This is a genomic window from Taibaiella helva, assembly GCF_003545695.1.
In the GTDB taxonomy this organism is placed as follows: Bacteria; Bacteroidota; Bacteroidia; order Chitinophagales; family Chitinophagaceae; genus Taibaiella; species Taibaiella helva.
The window spans coordinates 1-22,202 of record NZ_QUZZ01000001.1 but is presented as its reverse complement, the minus strand read 5'-3'; the positions used below and the strand labels follow the sequence as shown (position 1 = coordinate 22,202).

The following is a 22,202-nucleotide window of genomic DNA, read 5'->3' as shown; positions in this document are numbered from 1 at the left end:
AACAAACGAGAGTCAATATGGCATTGAATGTTTTGTTAAAACCGGGGGCAATTGTATGCATTCCGGTTGTGTGAGCCGGCATTGTACAGGCCCTGGTAGACAAGCGAAATTTCAAATGCGCCGTAACCTCCCGTAGCTGAGCTCATGCCGGAAGTCGTGATGTCGACAGAGGTGGTCAGCCTGATCTTGCTCCATTCAAAGCCCACTACAGGGATAATCGCATCATTGAGCCGGTGATATAGACCCAGGATAAAAATGCTGGGCCGGTGTTCTTTCGGGGTTACGTTGTAGCTGAACTGAGCGCCGAAAACGGATTCGGAAGCGCCCTTCTGGTAAGTATAATAGCCCGAAATATCGGCAATCAGGGCATCGCTCACCCGGAACAGCAGGTCTAGGTTGCCGGTAGGCCGCATGCCCAGCTTATTGTTCATTTTATAAAAGCTTTCCCTGGGTTGATTAATGTGTAACAGTCCTGCGCCCAGCTTGACATAAACATTCTCGTTGGGAAAAAAAGCATAATTGACGCCGGCCGAGATATCCGCATAGGAAGTTTTCTGGAAAGAATAAGCCTCGCCGTTAGCCGACTTGGGATTGAAGGTGAAGCCGTCCCATTGTGTATCGAAAGTGAGCTTGCCGAAGTCGACGCTCCGCTGCACATAGGCTGCGCCCAGGCCCACAGAGATCATATTATAATCGCCCAGCTGGAGGTGATAGGCTGCCGACACCTGGAATTTGGTCAGCGACAGGTTGCCGTTGCCGGCCACATCGCTGAAGAAGGCCCCGCCTACGCCCAGCCAGTTGGTGCTGTTAGCATTGCGCAGCAACTGGCAATCGCCGAAAGCCGAGATGGTACGGAAAGGAGCCGGCACATTGCCCCATTGGCTGCGGTAATTGGCCCCCACCCTGAAATCGCTTTCCGGCATAAGCGCCGTATTGGCCGGGCTCAGCAGCAAGGGCGTATTGTAATATTGGGAAAAATGCAGGCCCTGGGCAAACAGGGGCGCTGTATTCCCGGCAACGATCAGTAAGCAAGAAAGGAGTAAAGATTTTCGCATCCGGTTTTCCTGGTTGGTATCTGCTGATTCGGCTCTCGGCAAATCTCCTGCTAAAGTTAATATATTTTATCCAGCAGCCCTTAATTAAATATCAGACAGTATTTTTTAGAGGAAGGTGGGTATAGAAAGGCCGTCCGGAAAGGTTTTTCCTTACAATTTCATGACAAATCTATGCCCGGCCTGTCCGAATTTTGCGGACTATGAGGCGAATACTATCCCTGACATTCACCGCTATGCTTGCCGCGGGCACACTGACTTCCTGTATGAAAGAAGAAAAGCCCTACGCGATTCCCAAAGCTCCGGAAGGTGGTGATTTTCCTGTTGAGCAGAAACAGGTAAGCATTGGTGAAAACTATGAAACCCAGGTGTATTTCAGCCTCCAGACCGGTGTGGTTTCCACTTCCAGCTTCAAAAGCTGGGATGTGAGCTTCACTACCGGAGCGGATAAAGACGAGCTGTGGATGAACGGCGGAAAGCTGGTGCTGGTTTATCCTACCGGCAACAGCAATTATGCCGCAGTAACAGCATTGGGTTCCATTCCGGCGCAGGGCTGGAAATACGACAACCCCTCGGGGCTCAGCGGCCAGAGCGGCCTCGGGATCCTGGGTGGCAATAACCACCTGAACGAGGTGCTGATCGTCGACGACGGCCAGAAAAATTATTATAAGCTGCAGATCCTGGATATTTCCGCCACACAATATAAAATAAAAGCCGGACTGCTGGCCGACGCGCAGGGTACCAGCTATACCCTCGATAAGAATACCGATTACAACTTTACTTTCTTTTCGTTCACAGAGGGCATTGTAAGGCCGGAACCACCTAAAAAGACCTGGGATATCCTCTTTACCCGTTACAGGCACATTTATTACAAATATAATCCTGATGGCAGCGATTTCCCTTACCTGGTAAACGGCGTGCTTACCAATCCTTACCTAGTGCAGAGCGGTGGCGACAGCACCAAAGCCTACGATTTTTACAGTTTCAACCTGGAAAATGCAAAAGCCTTTACCCTGGCGCCTAATCGTGATGTTATCGGCTACAACTGGAAGGATATCGATATCAATTCGGGCCGCTATACCGTACGGCCAAAGCAGATCTACGTGATCAAAGATCAGCAGGAGAGCCTCTGGAAGCTGCACTTTACCGGCTTTTACGATGGCGATGGTAAAAAGGGCAACCCCAGCTTTGAATACCAGCGCATACAATAACCCGGTACAGATATTTTAGCATACCCTTTCCTTTTATTTGAGGAAAGGGTTTTTTATTTTGTGGTTTATGGCCTGTATCCTGATGCATACCCTCATCCATGCCACGCCCGAACGGTGTTTTGATCTCTCACGCGATGCTGCCGTTCACCTGCTGTCGACTGATCACACCCACGAGCGGGTGGTTGCCGGCCGCAGCAGCGGATTGTTTGAGCTGGGCGATGCTGTCACCTGGGAGGCGGTACACCTGGGCATCCGGCAGCAGCTGGAAGTAAGGATATCCCGCTTCGACCGGCCTCATTTCTTTGAAGATACCATGGTCAGGGGCGCTTTTCGCAGCATGCGGCACGAGCATCATTTCCGGCGGGACGGCAACAGCACCATCATGACCGATATTTTCGACTATACGGTGCCGGCGGGCCCTTTAGGCCGGCTTTTCGATGAGCTTTGCCTGAAAAGCTATATGACCCGCCTGCTGGAGAAGCGTAACCGGGTAATTAAAGCGATTGCGGAGAAGGACAGGGTTACTTTCCAGGCAAGCCGCTATTGACAGGAAAAATGTTGTTGTAAGCCCCCGGGCGGAAGAAAAATAATATTTTGCTAAAGCGGCGAAAAAGCAAATATTAGGCAATTTCCTATCAAATCCTTACCTTTGCGCTCATTTTTGCGTTTCTCCGGAAACCGGAAACAGTAAATAACTCCATAAATTTTATACAAGATGAGCGTTACTATATCTGCTGCAGATGTAAACAAACTGCGCCAAATTACCGGCGCCGGTATGATGGACTGTCGTAAAGCTTTGGCTGAAAGCGGCGGCGATTTTGAAAAAGCGATCGATTACCTGCGCCTGAAAGGCCAGAAGGTAGCTGCCAACCGCAGCGACCGTGATGCTAAAGAAGGTGTGGCTATTGCTAAAGCTAACCCCGATGGCAATTACGGTATCATCGTTCAGTTGTCTGCCGAAACCGATTTCGTATCTAAAAACCAGGAGTTTGTTGACTTCGCAAACGATATTGCTGAAGCCGCGCTGCATAATATGCCTAACGATATCGAGGCCCTGAAAGCGCTGTCCCTGGGCGGCGCTACCATCAACGACAAGCTGCTGGAAATGGTGGCCAAGATCGGTGAGAAAATTGACGTGGTACGTTACGAGCAGGTAAATGCCGACGCCGTAGTACCTTATATCCACGGCAACTACCGCATTGGTGTGCTGGTAGGACTGAACAAGCCCGAAAGCGAAAAAGTAATCGCCGCAGGCCGTGACGTAGCCATGCAGATCGCTGCAATGAATCCCCTGGGTATCGACGCCGACAGCGTTGCGCCTGAAGTGGTTGAACGTGAAAAAGCAATCGCTGTTGAGCAGATCGTTGCTGAAGGCAAGCCCGCTGATATGGCTGAAAAGATCGCAGCCGGTAAGCTGAATAAATTCTTTAAAGACAATACCCTGTTGAACCAGCCTTTCGTAAAGGATAACGGCGTATCTGTAGCCGACTACCTGAAAGGCGTGGAAGCCGGCCTGACGGTTACCGCTTTCCGCCGTGCGGCCATCGGTTAATTGCAGACCAGACTGATAACAAAGATCCCGCTGTTTTTATGGCGGGATTTTTTGTAAACCTCAACCGGGTAAAAACGGAGATGCTGCGGGAATTTTTGTGCAATTTTGCAGCATACCGATCATACCTGAAAAATTGATACGCTATGCGTCCGGAGCCGGGAAGAAACGAACGACCGAATTTTTATAAGACCAGGGGCATGACCGGCCTGTTTATGGGCCTGCTGTATTGCTGCCTGGCGATCTTCTTTGCTTTTTACAAAAGGGAAGATACAATCAGCTTTATCGGCAACAATGCCGTCCTGGCCTATATACTGCTGGGGCTTATGTTTGCCTACGGCCTTTTCCGCGTCTACCGCGGCATCCGGATGATACAAGGTAAATACTGACTACTATGGCGATCCACTATTATGAGCAGGAAGTCCGCTCGGGCCTTAAAGACAAGCGGCGCCTGTCTGCTTTTATCAACGAGCTCGTAAAGGAACACCTGGAGGTAAAACAGGTCAATCTCGGCTATATCTTCTGCAGCGACGATGACCTGCTGGAAAAAAACCGGCAGTTTCTCAACCACGATACCCTTACCGATATCATTACCTTCGACCTGTCGGAACAGCCGGCAGCGCTGGACGGGGAGATTTATATCAGCGTGGACCGGGTGCGGGAAAATGCTGTAAAATTCGGACATCCCTATAATACCGAGCTGCACCGGGTCATTTTTCATGGTGTGCTGCACCTTTGCGGCTACAAAGACAAAAAGAAAGAGGACAAAGCGTTGATGACCGATATGGAAAACCTTTGCCTGCAAAAATACCTGAACAATTAATGAAGCTGGATATCGTATACGAAGACGATAATATCGTTGCCCTGAGCAAGCCCAGCGGGCTGCTCAGCATTCCCGACCGCTACAACCAGAGCATTCCCTGCCTTTACCATGAAGCCGCACTGAAGTACGAGCAGCTGTTTGTGGTGCATCGCCTCGATAAAGATACCAGCGGCCTTATCGTATTTGCCAAAACGGAAGAGAGCCATCGCTACATGTCGCAGCTGTTCGAGGGGCGCAACGTGGAGAAATATTATCTGGCCATTGTCAATGGCAGGCCCATAAAGACTTCGGGCAGCATCGTTGCGCCTATAGCCGAACATCCGAACCATAAAGGCCGGATGAGCATCCAGAAGAAGGGACGTTTTGCCCACACCGACTATGAGCTGGTGGAAACCTGGAACGGCTACTCCCTGCTGAAGCTTCGCATCCATACCGGCCGCACGCACCAGATACGAGTGCATATGCAGCACCTGGGTACGCCTGTTGTGGGCGATCCTTTTTATGGCAACGGGGCGCCCCTGCTCCTGTCTTCGGTAAAAAAGAAATTCAGGCTGGCCGAAAATGCGGAAGAGGAGCGGCCCCTCATCAGCCGCCTGGCGCTGCATGCTTCCGAATTGATCTTTACAGATATGAAGGGTAAGAAGCAGGATATTATTGCTCCTCTACCTAAAGATATGAGCGTATCCATCAAGCAGCTGACCAAGTGGGGGAAAGAACGCTAGGCCCTCTTTAAAAGAATCTCCCGATCTTTTCCCATATCCGGTCCTTGATCATCCGCATCCCTTTATCGGAGGGATGCTCGGCTACGCCTTTATCCCCGAACAGGCCACGGGCTGTATTGGAGGCGTCTTCGAGCAGATCGTCGTTGCGCACAAAAATATAGCCTTTCTTGTCGGCATATTCCTTCAACATTCTGTCGGTATTGGGCCGGGCCCAAAAGCTGCCGACCACAACCTTTATCGCATGGTCCCGGGGATCGATATGCCGTATCGCCCGGTCGTAGTTGCCGATGAACCCGCCGGACATTACTGTTGTATCATTCACATTTTCGCCGAACCGCAGGATCAGCATGTCCGGCGTTTTAAAGGAATCCAGCTTGCTGAAATCATAGTCACCCAGCTGCCATTCCAGGCCCACAAGCGAAGTGCCGTTCACCGATACTGTTTTGTCGCGTGCATGGATCTCTGCGGCGAGCCGGTGTACATAGTCGCTATCCGCAGCAGATGCCGCCATGCCCCAGTTGCCCAGCCAGCCCAATTGCGGAGCGGGGCCATGTTTGGTGATACTGTTGCCCAGGATCAGCACCGTTTTTATGGCGCCCTTTTTCTTCCAGTTGGGATGTGACGGGCCGCAGGAAGCCAGCACCAGGAAAAGGCCCAGCGTCAGCAGCGTTACGTTTTTATTCATGAATATAGGTTGCGCTCGGTTAATTGGAAGCCTTCAGCTCGTTCAGTATGTTGCTGAGCCTGCCGGATACGGTATCGTAGTCGGTATAGCCCTTGGCTACCAGGTAAAATTTGGAGTCGGAAGCCTGGAGCAGCAGCTGGGGAAAGCTGGTCACCTGCAGCTGCTTTACCAGGGCAAAATCGTAGTAAGCCCGCTCCCGGAACTGTTCGCTGTGCAAGTCCCGGTAAAAAGTTTCGGCATCGATATCATATTGAGGCAGCAGGTGGCGGTAAGCTTCATCGTCGGTAAGGTCGCGGCCTTCGAAGTGCAGCGCGTACTGGATATCCGAAGCAAAGGCAACCGCTTTGGCGGGCTGGTGTTCTTTGATAATGCTCAGCGCGATTGCGGGCTTTTCCGAATGAGGAAACCAGTCGCTTTGCTCCGGGTTAAAAATATGCCAGAGGTAGTCTTCGCCAAACCGGATGCCGGTATATTCTTCAACCGTTTTATAGGCCTCGCGGATATAAGGAGCGGTGAGACCGATGGGCTGCGGCGTCTCCGGAAGGATCATGCCGCCGCTGAGCACCGTTACGGGAAATACTTCGCCGAAGCGGGCTTCAATTTCCCTGATCACGGGGCTAAAGCCGTAGCACCAGCCGCAATAGGCATCGTAGCAATAAATAAGATTCATCATTAATAAACAGGTAGGATGCAAAAATACGGAACCTCGTATTCAGATAGCCTATCTACCTTAATTACAGCGACTAGCAGAGTATAAGGCCTTTAAGCGGAAATTAACGAAAGGAACAAAAAAAATTTTCCGGAATTAAAAAACATGTTGTAAAATTGCAGGGCAATACCACTAATACTCCGCCCTTTTAGCTGGTACGCGACAAATTCCCGCTTACTGTTTCCCCTCAAAAGAATAAGCAAGCTGTAGATTTTTTCAAATTTCTATTAGTATTAAATCAATTCACACATATTTTGGAACCTTCGATTCCAACCTACACTAAGATTAGTAAATCCCCAATTTGAATGGCTTACGACATTTTGCAATTGAACGACATGCTCGTTCCTGAGTTACTGGATATTGCCGAAACGCTGGGCGTCTCCGACGCAAAGAAGATCGGGAAACAGGAGCTGGTATATCGTATCCTCGACAAGCAGGCGCTGAAGGCCTCGGAAGGCGCGCCTGCTGAAGAGCCGAAGAAAAAGAGAGGCCGCAAACCTAAAGAGCAGGAAGCGAAGCCCGCCGCAGAAATCCCCACCCCATCCGCAACCGAAGAGGAGACTGCTCCCGACACTACCCCAGCTAAAGAGGAAAAGCCCATAAAGGCCAAAAGGGAGCGAAAGCCGGTTACGCACCGCCAGGAGAGAGTTGCTTTGTTGCACACAACACCAGCAAAAGAAGAAAAGAAACATCCCGAAGACGCCACTTATTTCGACGATACGGAAGAGAACGAAGTTACCCCCCCCTCCACTCCCCCCACCCAAGAACCGGTAGCGGTTGCAGAAGAACAACCCAAACAGCCGGAAGCAGCTGAAGAAGAGAAGAAAGAGCCCCCGGTTGAATTTCTGCGGGAACAGCAGCAAAACCGCCAGCAGCAGCATCAGAACCGCCACCAGAAAGCGCAGAACGAATCCCACTTCAATATAGAGTTTGATGGCATTATCCCCGGAGAAGGTGTGCTGGAAATGATGCCCGACGGCTATGGCTTCCTGCGCAGCAGCGATTATAACTACCTCAGCTCTCCCGACGATATTTACGTTTCTCCTTCACAGATCAAATTATTCGGACTGAAGACCGGCGATACCGTTACCGGTAATGTGCGTCCGCCCAAAGAAGGCGAAAAATATTTCGCCCTGCTGAAAGTGGAGACCATCAACGGCCGGCTTCCGGAAGAGATCCGCGACCGCGTTCCTTTCGACTACCTTACTCCGCTTTTTCCCAACGAAAAGCTGAACCTGAATACGACTGCGAGCAATTACAGCACAAGGATCATGGACCTGTTCACGCCTATAGGCAAAGGGCAGCGCGGACTGATTGTGGCCCAGCCCAAGACCGGTAAGACCATGCTGCTGAAAGAAGTGGCCAATGCCATTGCCGCCAACCATCCTGAGTGCTACCTGATGATCGTGCTGATCGATGAACGTCCTGAGGAAGTAACCGATATGCAGCGCAGCGTGAACGCCGAAGTGATCGCTTCTACCTTCGACGAGCCGGCCGACAAGCACGTGAAGGTATCGCAGATCGCTCTGCAGAAAGCCAAGCGCCTGGTAGAAGTGGGACACGATGTGGTGATCCTGCTGGATTCCATTACCCGCCTGGCCCGCGCGCACAATACCGTAGCACCCGCCAGCGGCAAGGTGCTGAGCGGTGGTGTGGAAGCCAATGCCATGCAGAAACCCAAGCAATTCTTCGGCGCCGCCCGTAAGATCGAGAACGGCGGTTCGCTCACCATCCTGGCTACAGCCCTTATTGATACCGGCTCCCGTATGGACGAGGTGATCTTTGAAGAGTTCAAAGGTACCGGTAACATGGAGCTGCAGCTCGACCGCAAGCTGGCCAACAAGCGTATTTTCCCTGCTATCGATATCACCTCTTCTTCTACCCGCCGCGACGACCTGCTGCTGGATAGAGAGACCCTCAATAAAATGTGGATTCTGCGCAATCATATCGGCGGCATGAACACCGACGAAGCGATGAATTTCCTGACCCAGCAAATGAAAGGAACCAAGAGCAACGAAGAGTTCCTGGCGACGATGAATAAATAAGAACGGTTTACACCTATGTACAGAAGCGGCTGTCTCAAAATTTTGAGACAGCCGCTTTGCTATGTCCCTGCGCCATGTATTGGCAGCAGCGCCATTTACCTTTACCGTAAATAAAAACTTATCATTATGACAATCACAAACATCAGTCAGCTAAAGACGACTGCACCTTCGGGTAGCGACACAGCAACCGTATTGGGTTATTATACCCCCGGCGATGGCGGCGGCGGCACCTTCTACTGGGACGCGCTTTCCACGGAGAGCGACGATACGGGCACTATTTTTGAGACCACGGCATCTGCCACCGGCCGCTGGAAAAGGCTGTACTCCACACCGCTGAATGTACAATGGTTCGGCGCCAAAGGCAATGGCATCGCCGACGATACCGCTGCGATCCAGGCCGCTATTGGTTTTGGCGGCATATTGGGCTATAAGGGAACAGTTAACAATACCACATATAGAGTTGCCGGCTTCAGCGTGTTTTTCCCTGCCACGAAAAATGGCTACAGGATCACGAATACACTGAAAGTACCGCCCTACTGCTCTTTGCTCGGGGAAGCAGGCGGCGGTTATTTTTTTGGCGGTAGCAATAAAGTTGCCCAGTCTACGTTGGTCGCTGATTTTAGTGCAAACCTGGCCTGGGTTATCGACACGGATAATTTTGATAAAACAGGAAGCCCGATTGCGCCCAATGCTATTACAACGGCTACCCTTTTTGACAAGGGAGAAGTAAGCGGTAACTATGGTGTTGAGATAAACAAATTGAACATTATCGTAAAAAGCAACAAACGCTTATTCGGAGGGATACGCTTAGCCGTTGCGCAATATTCCCGTATCAGCGATTGCTATGTTTATGGAACCGATATCGGTTACCTGTGCTGCGGATGTGCTGGTGATACTAAAATCAACTCCCGTTCCGAAACCTATAAGGCAGGAGTGCTCGCGCTGTATGAAAATAACAATGTCAGCGTCAACGGTTATTATGACCGCATTGCCGGAACAACGACTCCTCTGCCGGAGACCCAGACCTTCTTTAACAGTCTGAATATCTTCTTCGCCGGAACAGACCTTCCCGATTACACCAACAGTACATTTGGTTATATAGGACTGTATAACTACGGCTCTGTTTCACAATCGCTTATTGTACAGCACTGGGATATCGGTGCGGCCATCTGCAATTCCGAGTATACTTGCGAATGTCTCTATGCAGAAGGCTGTGGCGAATCTATTGTCAGCTATACCTGCGATGCTGTATTTAATGAAGTGGTCGGCTCAAATAATGGTGCGACATTGCGAGCCGGCGCAAACACTAAAATGTATTTTAATGGTGTGAGACAGGACAGCACACCCGCTTTCTTTAATAATATCTCCCGCTGGTATACCGAGATATCCGTACCGGGTACGGTTGCGGCCTATGCCAATCATAGAAATCTGGTTCACCGCGTACCGAAGCACACCGTATACTTGTCCAGCACAGGCAGCGACAGCCAGCATGGATACACGGAAGCTTATCCGGTAAAGACACTGGAAGCGGCCCTGCTGAGGGCGACCGTTGCACAGTATAATTTCAGCGATAGTGTTCAGCCTCCGGCCGCCAATGTCGCTCCGGTAATGATCTATATCCTCGATAATACCACTTATGACCTGAATACCGATGTTTCCCTGTACAATGCCAAACTTTTAGTAACGAGTGCAGTGAAGCCAACGATAAACTTTGCCACAGGGGTACTCCGGATGTCCGACAGCAGTATTCACTTCAACAATATCAAGATCAATAAAACGCCAGATACCAAGGGGAATGGGGAAGACGGATTCCTATGGTCAACCACGGGACAGAATAAAGCTACTTTTTCAAGCTGCGAGCTGAATATCTCACCCGGAAGGTCTGCCGTTTATCTGAATTATAGTGGAGCGTCTATGATGGATCTCAGCCTTTACAATACCCAGGTGAAAGGTGATGCGACTACCCGTATCGTCCAGGGAAATTATCTCAATAATTCCCCTCACTACCTGACCTACTTGATCGGCTACTTATGCTCGTTAGCGAACGGCATCGAGACCCGCGGAGATAAAGGCATACAGGTACCGGCAAGCTGGATCATCAAATCCAATGCATAGCGCTGTCCTTACAGCTAAAGCGTATAGTTAAAAAATGAAATAAACCAGGCGGCCGTAGGGCCGCCTGGTTGCATAGATAAGGCTTTCAGCAGGATAGCTTGCATCCGGCGCCGGTATTTCCTGTGGAAAAATCACCATCTGAAGGCCCGCCTTTTTTCGTTACTTTGTAGTTTGGAAAAATACCCTGGTGAGGCCTTCGGTCGACCGGCAATTACGCTTCAAGAAACATGCAATTTTCCCATTTACATAACCATACCCAGTTTTCGCTGCTCGACGGCGCATCCTCTATAGGACGCTTGTTTAAGAAAGCAGAAAAAGACAATATGCCTGCCGTGGCCATTACCGACCACGGCAATATGTTCGGAGCCTTCGAGTTTGTGGCCCAGGCCTGGAAGAATACCAAAGTAGTAGGTACCACACCCGAGGGTAAAGAGATCAAAGAACCCGTAGTAAAGCCTATCGTAGGTTGCGAAGTGTACCTGGTCGAGAACCGGCATAAGCGCCAGTTTACCCGCGAAGAAGGCCGGGACAAGCGTTATCATCAGCTGTTCCTGGCCAAGAATGAGACCGGCTACCGCAACCTGGTTAAGCTTTGCTCCCTGGGCTTTATGGAGGGCCTGTACGGCAAGTATCCCCGTATCGATAAAGAGCTGGTGCTGCAATACCACGAAGGCCTCATTGCGACCACCTGCTGTATCGGTGCTTCGGTGCCCCAGGCCATCTTGCGCAAATCGGAAGAAGAAGCGGAACAGGAATTCAAATGGTGGCTCGACCTCTTTGGCGAAGACTACTATGTTGAGCTGCAGCGCCATGACATTCCCGAGCAGATCAGGGTGAATGAAGTGCTGCTGAAGTTTGCGAAAAAATACAATGTGCCCGTCATCGCTTCCAACGATTCGCATTATGTGGACCAGGAAGATGCGAACGCGCACGACATTCTGCTGTGCATCAACACCGGCGAAAAGCAGAGCACCGAGAAGGCCAAGGATTTTGATGATGAAGAAGGCGGCAAGAAGAATACCCGCTTTGCTTTCTACAACGACCAGTTTTATTTTAAGACAACCGACGAGATGAGCCGGCTGTTCCACGATCTTCCGCAGTCGATTGACAATACGCAGATGATCGTGGACAAGATCAAGCCCCTGAAGCTGGAGCGCGAGATCCTGCTGCCCCACTTCAAGGTGCCTGCCGAATTTAACGACAACCAGGATGCTTACCTGGAACACCTTACCTGGGAAGGCGCACACAAGCGCTACCAGAACATTACCCCCGAAATCGAAGAGCGGCTCAACTTTGAGCTCTTTACCATACGCACCATGGGTTTTGCCGGCTACTTCCTTATCGTATCCGACTTTATCCAGGCAGGGCGCGACCTGGGCGTATTCATTGGCCCTGGCCGTGGTTCGGCTGCAGGCTCGGCAGTTGCTTACTGTATCGGCATTACCAATATCGATCCCATTAAGTACAACCTGCTGTTCGAAAGGTTCCTTAACCCTGACCGTAAGTCGATGCCCGATATCGATACCGACTTCGACGATGTGGGCCGCCAGAAAGTGATCGACTACGTGGTGGATAAATATGGCAAGAACCAGGTGGCGCATATCGTTACTTATGGTACTATGGCCGCCAAGTCCAGCATCAAGGACGTAGCGCGCGTCCTGGACCTGCCCCTGCCCGATGCCAATGCCCTGGCTAAGCTGGTACCCGATAAGCCGGGTATTTCGCTCAAGCGTATCTTAAGAGCGCCGATCGACTCGTCGACAGCTGATGACAAGAGCCTGAAAGATAAAGAAGGCCTGCAGGAAGAAGACCTGGTGAACGTGCGCCGCCTGCGCGAAATACTGGAGGACACCGGCATACAGGGCAACGTGATCCGCGATGCGGAAAAGCTGGAAGGCTCGGTGCGCAATACCGGTATCCATGCCGCGGGCATCATCATTGCGCCTAAGGACCTTTCGGAATTGATACCGGTAAGCGCCGTGAAAGACGTGAACCTGCTGATCACCCAGTTTGAAGGGAACGTGATCGAGAATGCAGGGGTAATCAAGATGGACTTCCTGGGTCTGAAGACCCTGTCTATTATTAAAGATGCCCTCGACCTCATCAAACGCAATCATGGTATTGATATCGAGATCGACGACGTTCCCCTCGAAGATCCCGAGACTTACGAACTGTACCAGCGCGGCGATACCAACGCTACGTTCCAGTTTGAAAGCCCGGGTATGCAGAAGCACCTGCGCGATCTGAAGCCCGATAAGTTTGCCGACCTCATTGCCATGAACGCCTTGTACCGGCCCGGGCCGCTGGCGTACATCCCCAACTTTATCGCCCGTAAGCACGGCCGTGAAGAGATCACCTACGATCTGCCGGAGATGGAAGAATACTTAGCCGATACTTATGGAATTACCGTATACCAGGAACAGGTGATGCTGCTGTCGCAGAAGCTGGCCGGTTTTTCCAAGGGCGACGCCGACGTGCTGCGTAAGGCCATGGGTAAAAAGCAGATCGCCGTACTGAACAAGATGAAGGTACAGTTTATGGAAGGGGCGCAGGCCAAGGGTCACCCCGCCGATAAGCTGGATAAAATATGGACCGACTGGGAAGCCTTTGCCCAGTACGCCTTCAACAAGTCCCACTCTACCTGCTATGCCTTCGTGGCCTACCAGACGGCCTATCTCAAAGCGCATTACCCGCCCGAGTATATGGCAGCCGTAATGAACAATGCCAACAGCATTGAAAAGATCACCTTCTTTATGGAGGAATGCCAGCGGATGGGCCTTAAGGTGTTGGGTCCCGATATCAACGAATCACTAAAAGGTTTCTCGGTAAACAAAGAAGGTATTGTCCGCTTCGGGCTGGGCGCCATCAAAGGCGTGGGTGAAGCCGCAGTAGAAGATATCATTGCCGAGCGAGAGCAGAACGGTGTTTATAAGTCGATATTCGACATGATCACCCGCGTAAACCAGCGCACTGTCAATAAGAAATCATTGGAAAGCCTGGTGAATGCCGGCGCCTTCGATTGCTTTCCGGAACATCACCGCGCACAATACTTTCATGCGCCGGCACTTGACCCGGTAAGTGGCCTGGAGCGTATTATCCGTTTCGGCAGCCAGGTGCAGGCAGCTACCTCTATGGCCGTGAACAGCCTCTTCGGCGATGCGGAAATGCCCGATGTTAAGCCTCCCGAGCTGCCCAAATGCGAGCCCTGGACGCTGCACGACCTTCTGGAAAAAGAAAAAGAAACCATCGGCATCTACCTCAGCGGCCATCCGCTCGACGGCTTCCGCTTTGAAATGCAGCATTACAATATCGTACCCATCAACGAGCTGGAAAACTTTAAAGGGCGCCAGGTGCGCATAGCCGGCTTTGTATCAGGTCCCTATCATGGTATTTCCAAAAAAGGCGATAAATACGGCCGCATGGTGCTGAACGATTACAGCGGCAGCCTGGAAATGAACTTCTGGAAAGAGAACTATGTACATTACGGCGATTACCTGCAGGAGTCGCAGAAGCTGATGATCACCGGCACTTACGAGGAAAGCCGTTTCCGGCCGGGACAAATGGAATTCAAGATCGGCGGCGTGATGCTGCTGGGCGATGTGAAATCGAAATACACCAAGCGTTTGTCGATGTCGCTGCCGCTCCAAAAGCTGGATATGGATTTTGTGCAGTTCCTGCAAAGGAATATACAGCAGTATCCCGGCAATTGCGAGGTGAATATTCTTGTTACCGACGAGCAGCAGGACCGTAAGACCGGCCTGCGCTCCAGCAACGGCAAGCTGCTGGTGAACGACGACCTGATCGAATACCTGCAAACAGCCGATATCCTGTATAAGGTGGAGGTGAGCTAGCAGCTGGTTGGCCTGTTGTCGCCTACCTGTCGTTGCTCTCGCAGCGCAGTAGGAAAACCCTTCGCTTCGCGAAGGGTTTTCCTACTGCGCTTTGGGTGACGGTGTGTTATTAAAGAGCTTCAGTTATGGAAATGGGTGTTGTTTTAGCATTCTAAAATTTTTGTCCTGCTGAGCGGAGTCGGAGCATGGCAAAAATTTGGGGTATTGCGTTGCTTTTTCACCCTTCGACTTCGCTCAGGGTGATAGTGCGTAGATGTGCCGCTGCACATTCAATTCACTGTTCAAAACGATCTTTAAGGGGGTACTCATAATTTTAATAGTGTAACCCGTGCAAGAGCCTTTTACATTAGTTATTTTAAATTTGAAGTATGGAACCTCTTACCTGTTTAATCCTTTTCGCACTGTTAAGCAATGTCACTTATGCTCAAAGTATTGATAGCATAAGAAACAGAAACCGGATTATTGACCATAGGCTGACCGAAAGCAATTTGGAAAAAGAGCGCGAGGGGAGAATACCAGCAGGTCAAGGGAAATGGGGACATTATAAAGGAGTATGAGATCAGCAATAAATCTCCTTCCAATGCCGAGGTCGAGAAGGTAAGGATCGTGGAATCGAAAAACAAAGACAAGTATAAAGATCTGGGCGAACGATAGCAGGAAAAGATTTCCAGAACAGGTAGTCTTTTTCTTAAAGGTTGTTTATATCCTACCGGCCGGTTGTTGCGCACCTTTCCCGCAGCGACGCAGCAGGAAAGAAGAGCGGTTTGATGTGATAAGGCAAGAAGAAGATCGCTACATGCCGGTCGGGACGCGCAGCGGCCTGAACCGCGAAAGGTTGCCGTGTATCTATCGTGTTTCCCGCTGCATCACTGCGTCATGGCGAGAAAAATAACCGGTTTGTTTTGTGGAAATGCTATAGCGCGCCTATGCGCCAGCGAGGGCTGGCCATGCAGGCCGCTACGCGGCCAACTTGCTCTGAACGACGAAAAGAAGTGCTACTCCCCTATCAACGCCACAACCCTTGCCGGCGCGGCCGAAGCACCCACGATCTTGAGTGGGAATACACATACCTTGAAACCCTTTGCCGGCAAGGCGCCCAGGTTGACCAATTGCTCCATGTGGCAATACTCTTCCTTTTGCCCTACCAGGTGCGCCTCCCAGAAGAGCTCTTTATTGCTGGTCTTTTTGGCCTGTTCGATCATATAAGTTAGCGGCAAATCCCAGCCCCACTGGTCGATACCCATCATCTTAATACCTTGTGCAATGAGCCACTGCGTGGCCTCCTTACTCATGCCTGTCCCCTTTTTGGGAAAATCGCGGGTACCGTTATACTGGTCGCGCCCGGTACGGATCAGCACGATCATGCCGGGCTGCAGCGTCACTTCGATCTGTAGCAGGGCTTGCTGTACATCGGTAACGGTAATAGGATCGAAGTCGGCTTTGTACGTCAGGTCAAGTACTATGCCGTCGCCATAGCACCAGTCCAGGGGCACTTCATCGATGGCCTTTGCTTTTTTTCCATTTACAGTAGGGCTGTAATGCCAGGGTGCATCGAGATGTGTAGTGGCATGTACACCCATTTTTTTGATAGTGTCATCGGCCCAGCCGCCGAAGCCCGAAGGGAACAGCTTGAAGGGAAGGCCTACCAGGCGAATAAGCCAGCGGGACTTGCGGTGTGGCTTATGCTTTATCTTAACACGCATAAACCAGGGATCGTTGGCATTAAAACGGATGGGCTTGGAAAGATCGACGATATTGGGCATAAGGAAGCGACGTTTGATAATCGAAAGCAGGATGTAAAAATATTCCGCTTTTGATAAAAAATATACAATCCTCCGGGTAATCGCAAAAAACAGAACAATATCGATTTCAGCCTTTGGGCTAAATTACGAGAAGGTATACACAGGCCCCGGATCCTATCAAAACAACTGAGGATTTTTACCGATGATGTGTAATAAGCTCTTTACAGCACGGGCTGCAACAAGGCGTCGGCATATAGTTTCTGCGCTCTTTGTGTCTTCAGCGCGCGCAGCTCATGTACTGCACTGCCTTCGGGAAACAGGTGCTCTCCATAGAAGCCGGTGTCAAACTTGTTGCTGCCTTCTTTGTACCGGCCTTTGAGCAGGCCGTCAACCAGCGTTTTGCAAAAAGCCAGCTGGTATTCATCATCAGTATCGCTTTCTCCTTTGTAGTATTGCCGCGCCTCGTCGGATTGCCAGAAGAGATAGAGGGCAAGGCCCAGGTCGCAGCAGGAATGAGTAATTACCGCAAGAGGTATTTCAAAGCCTTCGCTCCAGTCGTATTGCTGCATCAGCTTCATGAGGGAAGCGGCGCTTTTGTGCTGTCGTATTTCGGCGATCTTTTTCTGCAGGTCGGTCTCAAACATTATCGCAGCCATATCTGTAACGCTCATGATTTATGATGCGAAAATACGACGGCATGGCGAAGCCATAAATCCCGGTATTCCGGGAGATTGCGCCGGGAGCAGGTTTTTCCTTTAGCCTAGCGGTTGTTCATTTTGCGGCATTCATCGGCACAAGCCTTGCAGGCTTGGGCACATTCGCGGCAATGCTCGTGGTCGTGCTTGCTGCACTCCGCTGCGCAGGCATCGCAGATATCGGCGCAAATGATGCATAGCCGGGATGCATGGCTGCTGCCGAGGCTCATCGGCTGTGCCGCTGCAGTACAGATGGCTGCGCATTCCATATCCAATTGAATGCAGCCACCCATCATGGCAATATCTTTTTCGCCGGTGCAGGACGAAGCGCAGTGGTGGCAAAGCGCCGCGCAACGCAGGCAGGCTTCTATACAGTCCTGGTATTGATGGTATCCGTTCATGACAGTTGGTTTTTATAAAGAACAAGCCGCACCCCCAATGGTTCGGCGGTTTGCGCAGGTAATCCTCTGAAAAAATCCCGGTTTACCGTTAGTGCTTTTTATATAAGGCATCTGTATATTTGACGAAGCACAAACCTCCTGCCATGAACACTTTTCTTCTACGCCTGGCCGTTGCCATCATTCTTTTAGCGCACAGCATACCGGGTATGTTTGACGGCGGTGTCAACGGGTTTGGCCGCGGGTACCTGGACCAGGAAGGTTTTGCACCCCTGGGCGTGCCCCTGGCCTGGGCCATCAAGCTATCGCATGTGGCCTGCGCCATCTGCCTTCTTTGGGGCAAATGGATCAAACCGGCAGCCATTGTTACCATCTTCATCCTGGTGGCGGGTATCATCATGGTCCACGGCCGTGAAGGCTGGTTTGTAGTCGGTGGCGGCAGGAATGGCATGGAGTTCAATTTTCTCCTGATCATCGTGCTGATCGCCATTATGTATCCCAATGGCTGGAAACGCCGGCGATACTGATCCTTATTCTTTCGCAGCGGGCTTCACGATTACAAGGGCAGCGAGATCGATTGCTCTCTGCTTGATGGCGTCTACATCGGCCCCGGGGCTATCGTAGGTAAGCACGACGCCCATGCGGCGGTAAGGTCGGGCTATGGGTTTGCCAAAAAGGCGGATATCGGCCCTGGGCTGGCTTAATACCTGCTCCACACCGCTGAATTCGGGATCGCTTCCTTCTTCATGGGCCAGTATTACAGCACTGGCGCCGTTGCGCTCGTGGCTGATCTCTGCGATAGGCAATCCCAGCACTGCGCGGGCATGCAGCTCAAACTCGGAAAGGTTCTGAGTACCTGCCAGGGTTACCATGCCGGTATCGTGTGGCCTGGGCGAAAGTTCGGAAAAATAAACGCCATCATCTGCCAGGAAGAACTCAACCCCCCAGATACCGGCGCCACCAAGCGCCCGGGTAATTTTGCCGGCCATATCCTGTGCCGTTGCCAGGTCGGCAGGGTTGGTCGCTGCCGGCTGCCAGCTTTCCTGGTAGTCGCCGCGCTCCTGCCGGTGACCGATGGGCAGGCAGAAGAGCGTAGGACCTGCCTGCTGGGTAACGGTGAGCAACGTGATCTCTGAGTGAAAGGACACAAAAGCTTCTACGATCACTTCGTCCTGGTCGCCGCGCTTGCCGCTCTGCGCATAGGCCCATGCTTTGTCTATATCGGCTTCGGTGCGGATAACCGATTGTCCTTTGCCCGATGAAGACATCAGGGGCTTCACCACACAAGGCATACCTACTGCCTGAACGGCCTCGTGCAAGGCTGCTGCGCTGGTGGCATAGCGGTATTCTGCTGTGCGGAGCCCCAGCTCTTTGGCTGCCAGGTCTCGTATGGCTTTGCGGTTCATGGTAAAATTGGCGGCCTTGGCACTGGGCACTACACGGATGCCCTGCTGCTCATAGTCGTAAAAACGTTCGGTGCGGATCGCTTCGATCTCGGGAACAATAATGTCGGGGCGATGCTTGGCTACAATGCGGTCCAGTTCGGCGCCGTCGAGCATATTGATTACCTCGCGCTCGTCGGCCACCTGCTGCGCAGGGGCATCGTTGTACGAGTCTACGGCTATAATGTGCTGGCCCAAGCGCTGGGCAGCAATGACAAATTCTTTTCCCAGCTCACCGGAGCCGAGCAGCATGATCTTTTGAGGCATAATTCATTTGAAAAGAGGGCAAAACTAAGGCTTCCCGCTGCCTTTTCCTGCTGTAAGCGCAAATTTCCTTTGGTTTAACCACCCAGGCACTAATGCAATATTTTTTGTTTTCATTTATCTTTTATTGGGAAATCTTTAAACTTTCGAAGGCCGTTCCGGTCAAACCCGTCGTAAACCGGCCGCGAATGAACGAATTGTATCCTTTTGTCCGAACCTATAACAGAATCGCAAAAAAGATAATGAAGATCCTGCAGCCTTACGAAAAGCATTTGCAGGTACTGGTCAAGCAGGAAGATTCGCTATGCCTTTATACGCCAGATGTCCCCGGAAGAGAAGGTGCCCTTTTCGCTGCGGTGCAGATACTGAGCTCTGGCGTATCTTTTACTGTGTACAATCCGGGGAATCAATACAATATTTTCGACTGCCTGCCCGACAGGATGCGGTCGTTTTACCGGGGGGAAAACCGCTTTGTGCTGACACGTATCAGCCCCGGCCTGATCGCCGATATCAACGATTTGCTGCTGGCGTTGTTTGGTATGCACAGTATCGGGAAATATTTCCACCAGCACGAGCTCAGGAAGAACCATCCCGGGCTGCTTGCCGAACATGCTTAACCAATGCCCTGTATAAACACGAAGAAGAGAGAAACCGGCCCCGCGCCGGTTTTTCCGTTATTACAGCGTGGGATAAAGGAAATGTCTGGTGCCCTCCCCCCCAAGCCGGTTAGCGGGAAGTTATTTCCCGCCCGGCCGTTGCCCGTTCTGGCATTGTTTTTGTAACTTTAGTAGCATAAGCCTTTTATTCACCTTTTAATCACGAATTGCGATGCAGGAGATTCAAGTTATTGCGTTAAAAAGGAGGTTTCGTGCAGCCCTTATCGGCATTGCCAGCGGCCTTATCCTCCTGGGAATGATTGCCCTCTGTGTTTATCAATGCTATGGATCATAGCGATGGCGCGGAAGGTACCAATCCGTTCTTTTTCTTTTTCCAAAATTCAATATACGGGCCGCGCATTGCACGGTCCGTCCGCTTGATCCCTAACTTTTCCATTTGATCCCATCAACAAAGTGACCTAAAACAACAAAACCCGCTCTCAGAGCGGGTTTTCATTTGCTTGTAGAACCGGATGGTCAATGTTCGAACTTTTTGGTGGAAGATTTAGCTGAAATTCATAGGCTATTGCAATTCTCTATTTCCGAGAAAAGTATTTGCTACTTTCTTATGTGATTCAAGCCAATGTGAGTAGTTTAGCAATAAATAAAGAACAATGCCGGATTCTAAGAGCTACCAATTTTCTGAATGTATTATTTATATAATCAAATTTCACAACTTATCTCTCTCCTACAACAAGGTACTAAATAAGATCAGCAGTTCTAGTCTAAGTAAATCTATTATCGAACATACGCATGAGGCAATGCTACTCAAACAAATTACTGAGTGGGAACTGTTTTGTGTAAATATTATGTCTTTCGCAATTGCACAAGATACTACCAAGCTTTCAAAGTATTTGAACATTAAATTGCCAAGGAAAATTACAATTGATAATGCTCATGCTATTATTAACGGGCTGAACATGTTTTCTATTCATAGTGCCTCGGAATTGAAAAAGATTACGTCTAAAATTATTGTTTCAAGATTTAATCCATTTCAGCAGTTCCTCAAGCCGATGTTGATGCCTATTGATGAAGCAATTCTTATTAGAAACTACATTGCCCATAAAAGTAGAGCATCAAAGAATAAACTAATGATGCATTACCGCAAGAGCTGCCAACTAATAAGCTTTGTTGAGCCAGGAGAATACCTCGCACGTGAAAAGGAGACTGTTTTAGGGCCATTTGTATGTTCGCAGTGGTATGCCTGGATTTTTATGAATATGGCTATTCTATCATGGCGATTATTAGATCGATCTACATACAACATCGCATTTATGGATGAGAAATCATCAGACGGCACAATGTTGGGTATGGTCCGCATGAATCATCTTTTTGAAGAAATGAGCAAAAAATACAACATTGACAGCTATTGATATGGTCGACAAGAAAACTATAGCCTTTCAGCCTTTTATGAAATTCATCATTGAGTTTCATAATAACCTTACTTTTTACAGGAGTATTCTCAAAAAGGAATTCCCAAAATTAACGAGCCTAGAGAATGAAGAAATAAGTTTGTTGGAGGAATCATATCTTATTAAGATTGCTGCAGAATGGGAAACGTTCACACACAATATTATCTCTTATTGCATCGCAATGGATACAAATGTGATCTCTAAACATTTGGAACTTAATTTACCTGTAAGAATGTCTTTTGATAATGCTTATTCGGTTTTGAATGGACTACAATATAAAACCATTACCAGCTCAAACGAATTAAGAAGCTTAGCCAAAAAGGTGCTAGCCGATAAATACAATCCCTTTATTCAATTGGATCGGACCAACCTTAATAAAATTGACGACTTGTATGCTATAAGAAACTATATAGCCCATAAAAGCCAAAGATCAAAGGAACGATTGCTCACAATGTATCGGAACAGATATAATATAACCGATTTCATTACTCCTGGATTATTCTTGATAGAGATTATGGATGCTTCCTTGGGTATTAGTCGCAGAGATTTATTATATGGTGCTGTAACCCCTCCTAAAATTCGGACTATTTAAAAGTATGATTTTTTACCTTTAAATAGTCAATATGAAAAAGTCCCAATTTAGCGAAGCGCAGATCACGCATGCGCTCAAAGAGTATGAAAACGGCCGTAAGTCTGAAGACATCTGTCGAGAGCTTGGCATAGCCAAGGTTACCTTTTATGCCTGGAAGAAGAAATATTCGGGTATGGATAGTGATCAGCTCAAAAGGCTCAAAGAGCTGGAAGAAGAGAACCGCAAGCTGAAGCAGATGT

The 22,202-nt window shown here is 49.9% G+C and carries 21 protein-coding genes; 14 read left to right on the top strand and 7 right to left on the bottom strand.

Features of this window, described 5'->3' with window-relative positions; all coding sequences use genetic code 11:
• Window positions 1–35 precede the first annotated feature (35 nt).
• Window positions 36–1,055, bottom strand: coding sequence for a PorP/SprF family type IX secretion system membrane protein (locus DZC79_RS00105; protein ID WP_157976818.1), 1,020 nt, complete (start codon window positions 1,053–1,055; stop codon window positions 36–38).
• A gap of 200 nt (window positions 1,056–1,255) precedes the next feature.
• On the opposite strand from DZC79_RS00105, the gene DZC79_RS00100 reads away from it, so the two are divergent.
• The 6 genes from DZC79_RS00100 (at window position 1,256) to DZC79_RS00075 (ending at window position 5,357) form a co-directional block, all read left to right on the top strand.
• Window positions 1,256–2,263: an HmuY family protein gene (locus DZC79_RS00100; RefSeq protein ID WP_118949515.1), complete on the top strand. Its 1,008-nt coding sequence runs from the start codon at window positions 1,256–1,258 to the stop codon at window positions 2,261–2,263.
• Between the two features lie 67 nt (window positions 2,264–2,330).
• Window positions 2,331–2,810, top strand: coding sequence for an SRPBCC family protein (locus DZC79_RS00095; RefSeq protein ID WP_118949514.1), 480 nt, complete (start codon window positions 2,331–2,333; stop codon window positions 2,808–2,810).
• A 168-nt stretch (window positions 2,811–2,978) separates the two neighbouring features.
• A complete protein-coding gene (tsf, locus tag DZC79_RS00090; RefSeq protein WP_118949513.1) occupies window positions 2,979–3,815 on the top strand; it encodes a translation elongation factor Ts in 837 nt (278 codons plus the stop codon).
• 143 nt (window positions 3,816–3,958) lie between these two features.
• Complete coding sequence (locus DZC79_RS00085) at window positions 3,959–4,201, top strand: hypothetical protein (protein WP_118949512.1); 243 nt, start codon at window positions 3,959–3,961, stop codon at window positions 4,199–4,201.
• Between the two features lie 5 nt (window positions 4,202–4,206).
• Window positions 4,207–4,635 (top strand): rRNA maturation RNase YbeY, encoded by a 429-nt coding sequence (gene ybeY / locus DZC79_RS00080; protein ID WP_118949511.1) that lies wholly within the window; start codon window positions 4,207–4,209, stop codon window positions 4,633–4,635.
• The gene (locus DZC79_RS00075; protein WP_118949510.1) at window positions 4,548–5,357 is read left to right on the top strand and encodes an RluA family pseudouridine synthase; all 810 of its coding nucleotides are present in this window, start codon (window positions 4,548–4,550) and stop codon (window positions 5,355–5,357) included. Before ybeY ends, DZC79_RS00075 begins: the two co-directional genes overlap by 88 nt.
• A 7-nt stretch (window positions 5,358–5,364) precedes the next feature.
• On the opposite strand, the gene DZC79_RS00070 is transcribed toward DZC79_RS00075, so the two are convergent.
• Both DZC79_RS00070 and DZC79_RS00065 read right to left on the bottom strand, forming a co-directional pair.
• The gene (locus tag DZC79_RS00070) at window positions 5,365–6,042 is read right to left on the bottom strand and encodes an SGNH/GDSL hydrolase family protein (protein WP_118949509.1); all 678 of its coding nucleotides are present in this window, start codon (window positions 6,040–6,042) and stop codon (window positions 5,365–5,367) included.
• Window positions 6,043–6,061: 19 nt separating this feature from the next.
• Window positions 6,062–6,715: a DsbA family protein gene (locus tag DZC79_RS00065; protein ID WP_118949508.1), complete on the bottom strand. Its 654-nt coding sequence runs from the start codon at window positions 6,713–6,715 to the stop codon at window positions 6,062–6,064.
• 341 nt (window positions 6,716–7,056) lie between these two features.
• Between DZC79_RS00065 and rho the strand changes: the two genes are divergently transcribed.
• The 3 genes from rho to dnaE all read left to right on the top strand — a co-directional run bounded on the left by rho (window position 7,057) and on the right by dnaE (window position 14,762).
• Window positions 7,057–8,796, top strand: a complete 1,740-nt coding sequence (gene rho, locus DZC79_RS00060) for a transcription termination factor Rho (protein ID WP_118949507.1) — start codon at window positions 7,057–7,059, stop codon at window positions 8,794–8,796.
• Window positions 8,797–8,922: 126 nt separating this feature from the next.
• Window positions 8,923–10,911, top strand: a complete 1,989-nt coding sequence (locus tag DZC79_RS00055; RefSeq protein ID WP_118949506.1) for a glycosyl hydrolase family 28-related protein — start codon at window positions 8,923–8,925, stop codon at window positions 10,909–10,911.
• A 227-nt stretch (window positions 10,912–11,138) separates the two neighbouring features.
• Window positions 11,139–14,762, top strand: coding sequence for a DNA polymerase III subunit alpha (gene dnaE / locus DZC79_RS00050; protein WP_118949505.1), 3,624 nt, complete (start codon window positions 11,139–11,141; stop codon window positions 14,760–14,762).
• 995 nt (window positions 14,763–15,757) lie between these two features.
• On the opposite strand, the gene DZC79_RS00045 is transcribed toward dnaE, so the two are convergent.
• The 3 genes from DZC79_RS00045 to DZC79_RS00035 all read right to left on the bottom strand — a co-directional run bounded on the left by DZC79_RS00045 (window position 15,758) and on the right by DZC79_RS00035 (window position 17,600).
• Window positions 15,758–16,525: a cyclase family protein gene (locus DZC79_RS00045; protein ID WP_118949504.1), complete on the bottom strand. Its 768-nt coding sequence runs from the start codon at window positions 16,523–16,525 to the stop codon at window positions 15,758–15,760.
• 200 nt (window positions 16,526–16,725) lie between these two features.
• Complete coding sequence (locus DZC79_RS00040; RefSeq protein WP_118949503.1) at window positions 16,726–17,175, bottom strand: DUF4274 domain-containing protein; 450 nt, start codon at window positions 17,173–17,175, stop codon at window positions 16,726–16,728.
• An 89-nt stretch (window positions 17,176–17,264) separates the two neighbouring features.
• Window positions 17,265–17,600, bottom strand: coding sequence for a four-helix bundle copper-binding protein (locus DZC79_RS00035; RefSeq protein WP_118949502.1), 336 nt, complete (start codon window positions 17,598–17,600; stop codon window positions 17,265–17,267).
• 143 nt (window positions 17,601–17,743) lie between these two features.
• Here DZC79_RS00035 and DZC79_RS00030 point away from each other — a divergent pair, with 143 nt between their 5' ends.
• The gene (locus DZC79_RS00030; RefSeq protein ID WP_118949501.1) at window positions 17,744–18,124 is read left to right on the top strand and encodes a DoxX family protein; all 381 of its coding nucleotides are present in this window, start codon (window positions 17,744–17,746) and stop codon (window positions 18,122–18,124) included.
• 3 nt (window positions 18,125–18,127) lie between these two features.
• Here DZC79_RS00030 and purT read toward each other — a convergent pair whose 3' ends face one another.
• The gene (gene purT / locus DZC79_RS00025; RefSeq protein ID WP_118949500.1) at window positions 18,128–19,306 is read right to left on the bottom strand and encodes a formate-dependent phosphoribosylglycinamide formyltransferase; all 1,179 of its coding nucleotides are present in this window, start codon (window positions 19,304–19,306) and stop codon (window positions 18,128–18,130) included.
• A gap of 239 nt (window positions 19,307–19,545) precedes the next feature.
• Between purT and DZC79_RS00020 the strand changes: the two genes are divergently transcribed.
• The 4 genes from DZC79_RS00020 to DZC79_RS00005 form a co-directional block, all read left to right on the top strand.
• The gene (locus DZC79_RS00020; RefSeq protein ID WP_118949499.1) at window positions 19,546–19,920 is read left to right on the top strand and encodes a hypothetical protein; all 375 of its coding nucleotides are present in this window, start codon (window positions 19,546–19,548) and stop codon (window positions 19,918–19,920) included.
• Window positions 19,921–20,720: 800 nt separating this feature from the next.
• Entirely contained in the window at window positions 20,721–21,332 is a 612-nt protein-coding gene (locus tag DZC79_RS00015) for a hypothetical protein (protein WP_157976817.1), read from the top strand.
• The gene (locus tag DZC79_RS00010; RefSeq protein WP_118949497.1) at window positions 21,319–21,963 is read left to right on the top strand and encodes a hypothetical protein; all 645 of its coding nucleotides are present in this window, start codon (window positions 21,319–21,321) and stop codon (window positions 21,961–21,963) included. Before DZC79_RS00015 ends, DZC79_RS00010 begins: the two co-directional genes overlap by 14 nt.
• 31 nt (window positions 21,964–21,994) lie before the next feature.
• On the top strand, window positions 21,995–22,202 hold a 208-nt coding region (locus DZC79_RS00005), incomplete at its 3' end, for a transposase (protein WP_157976816.1).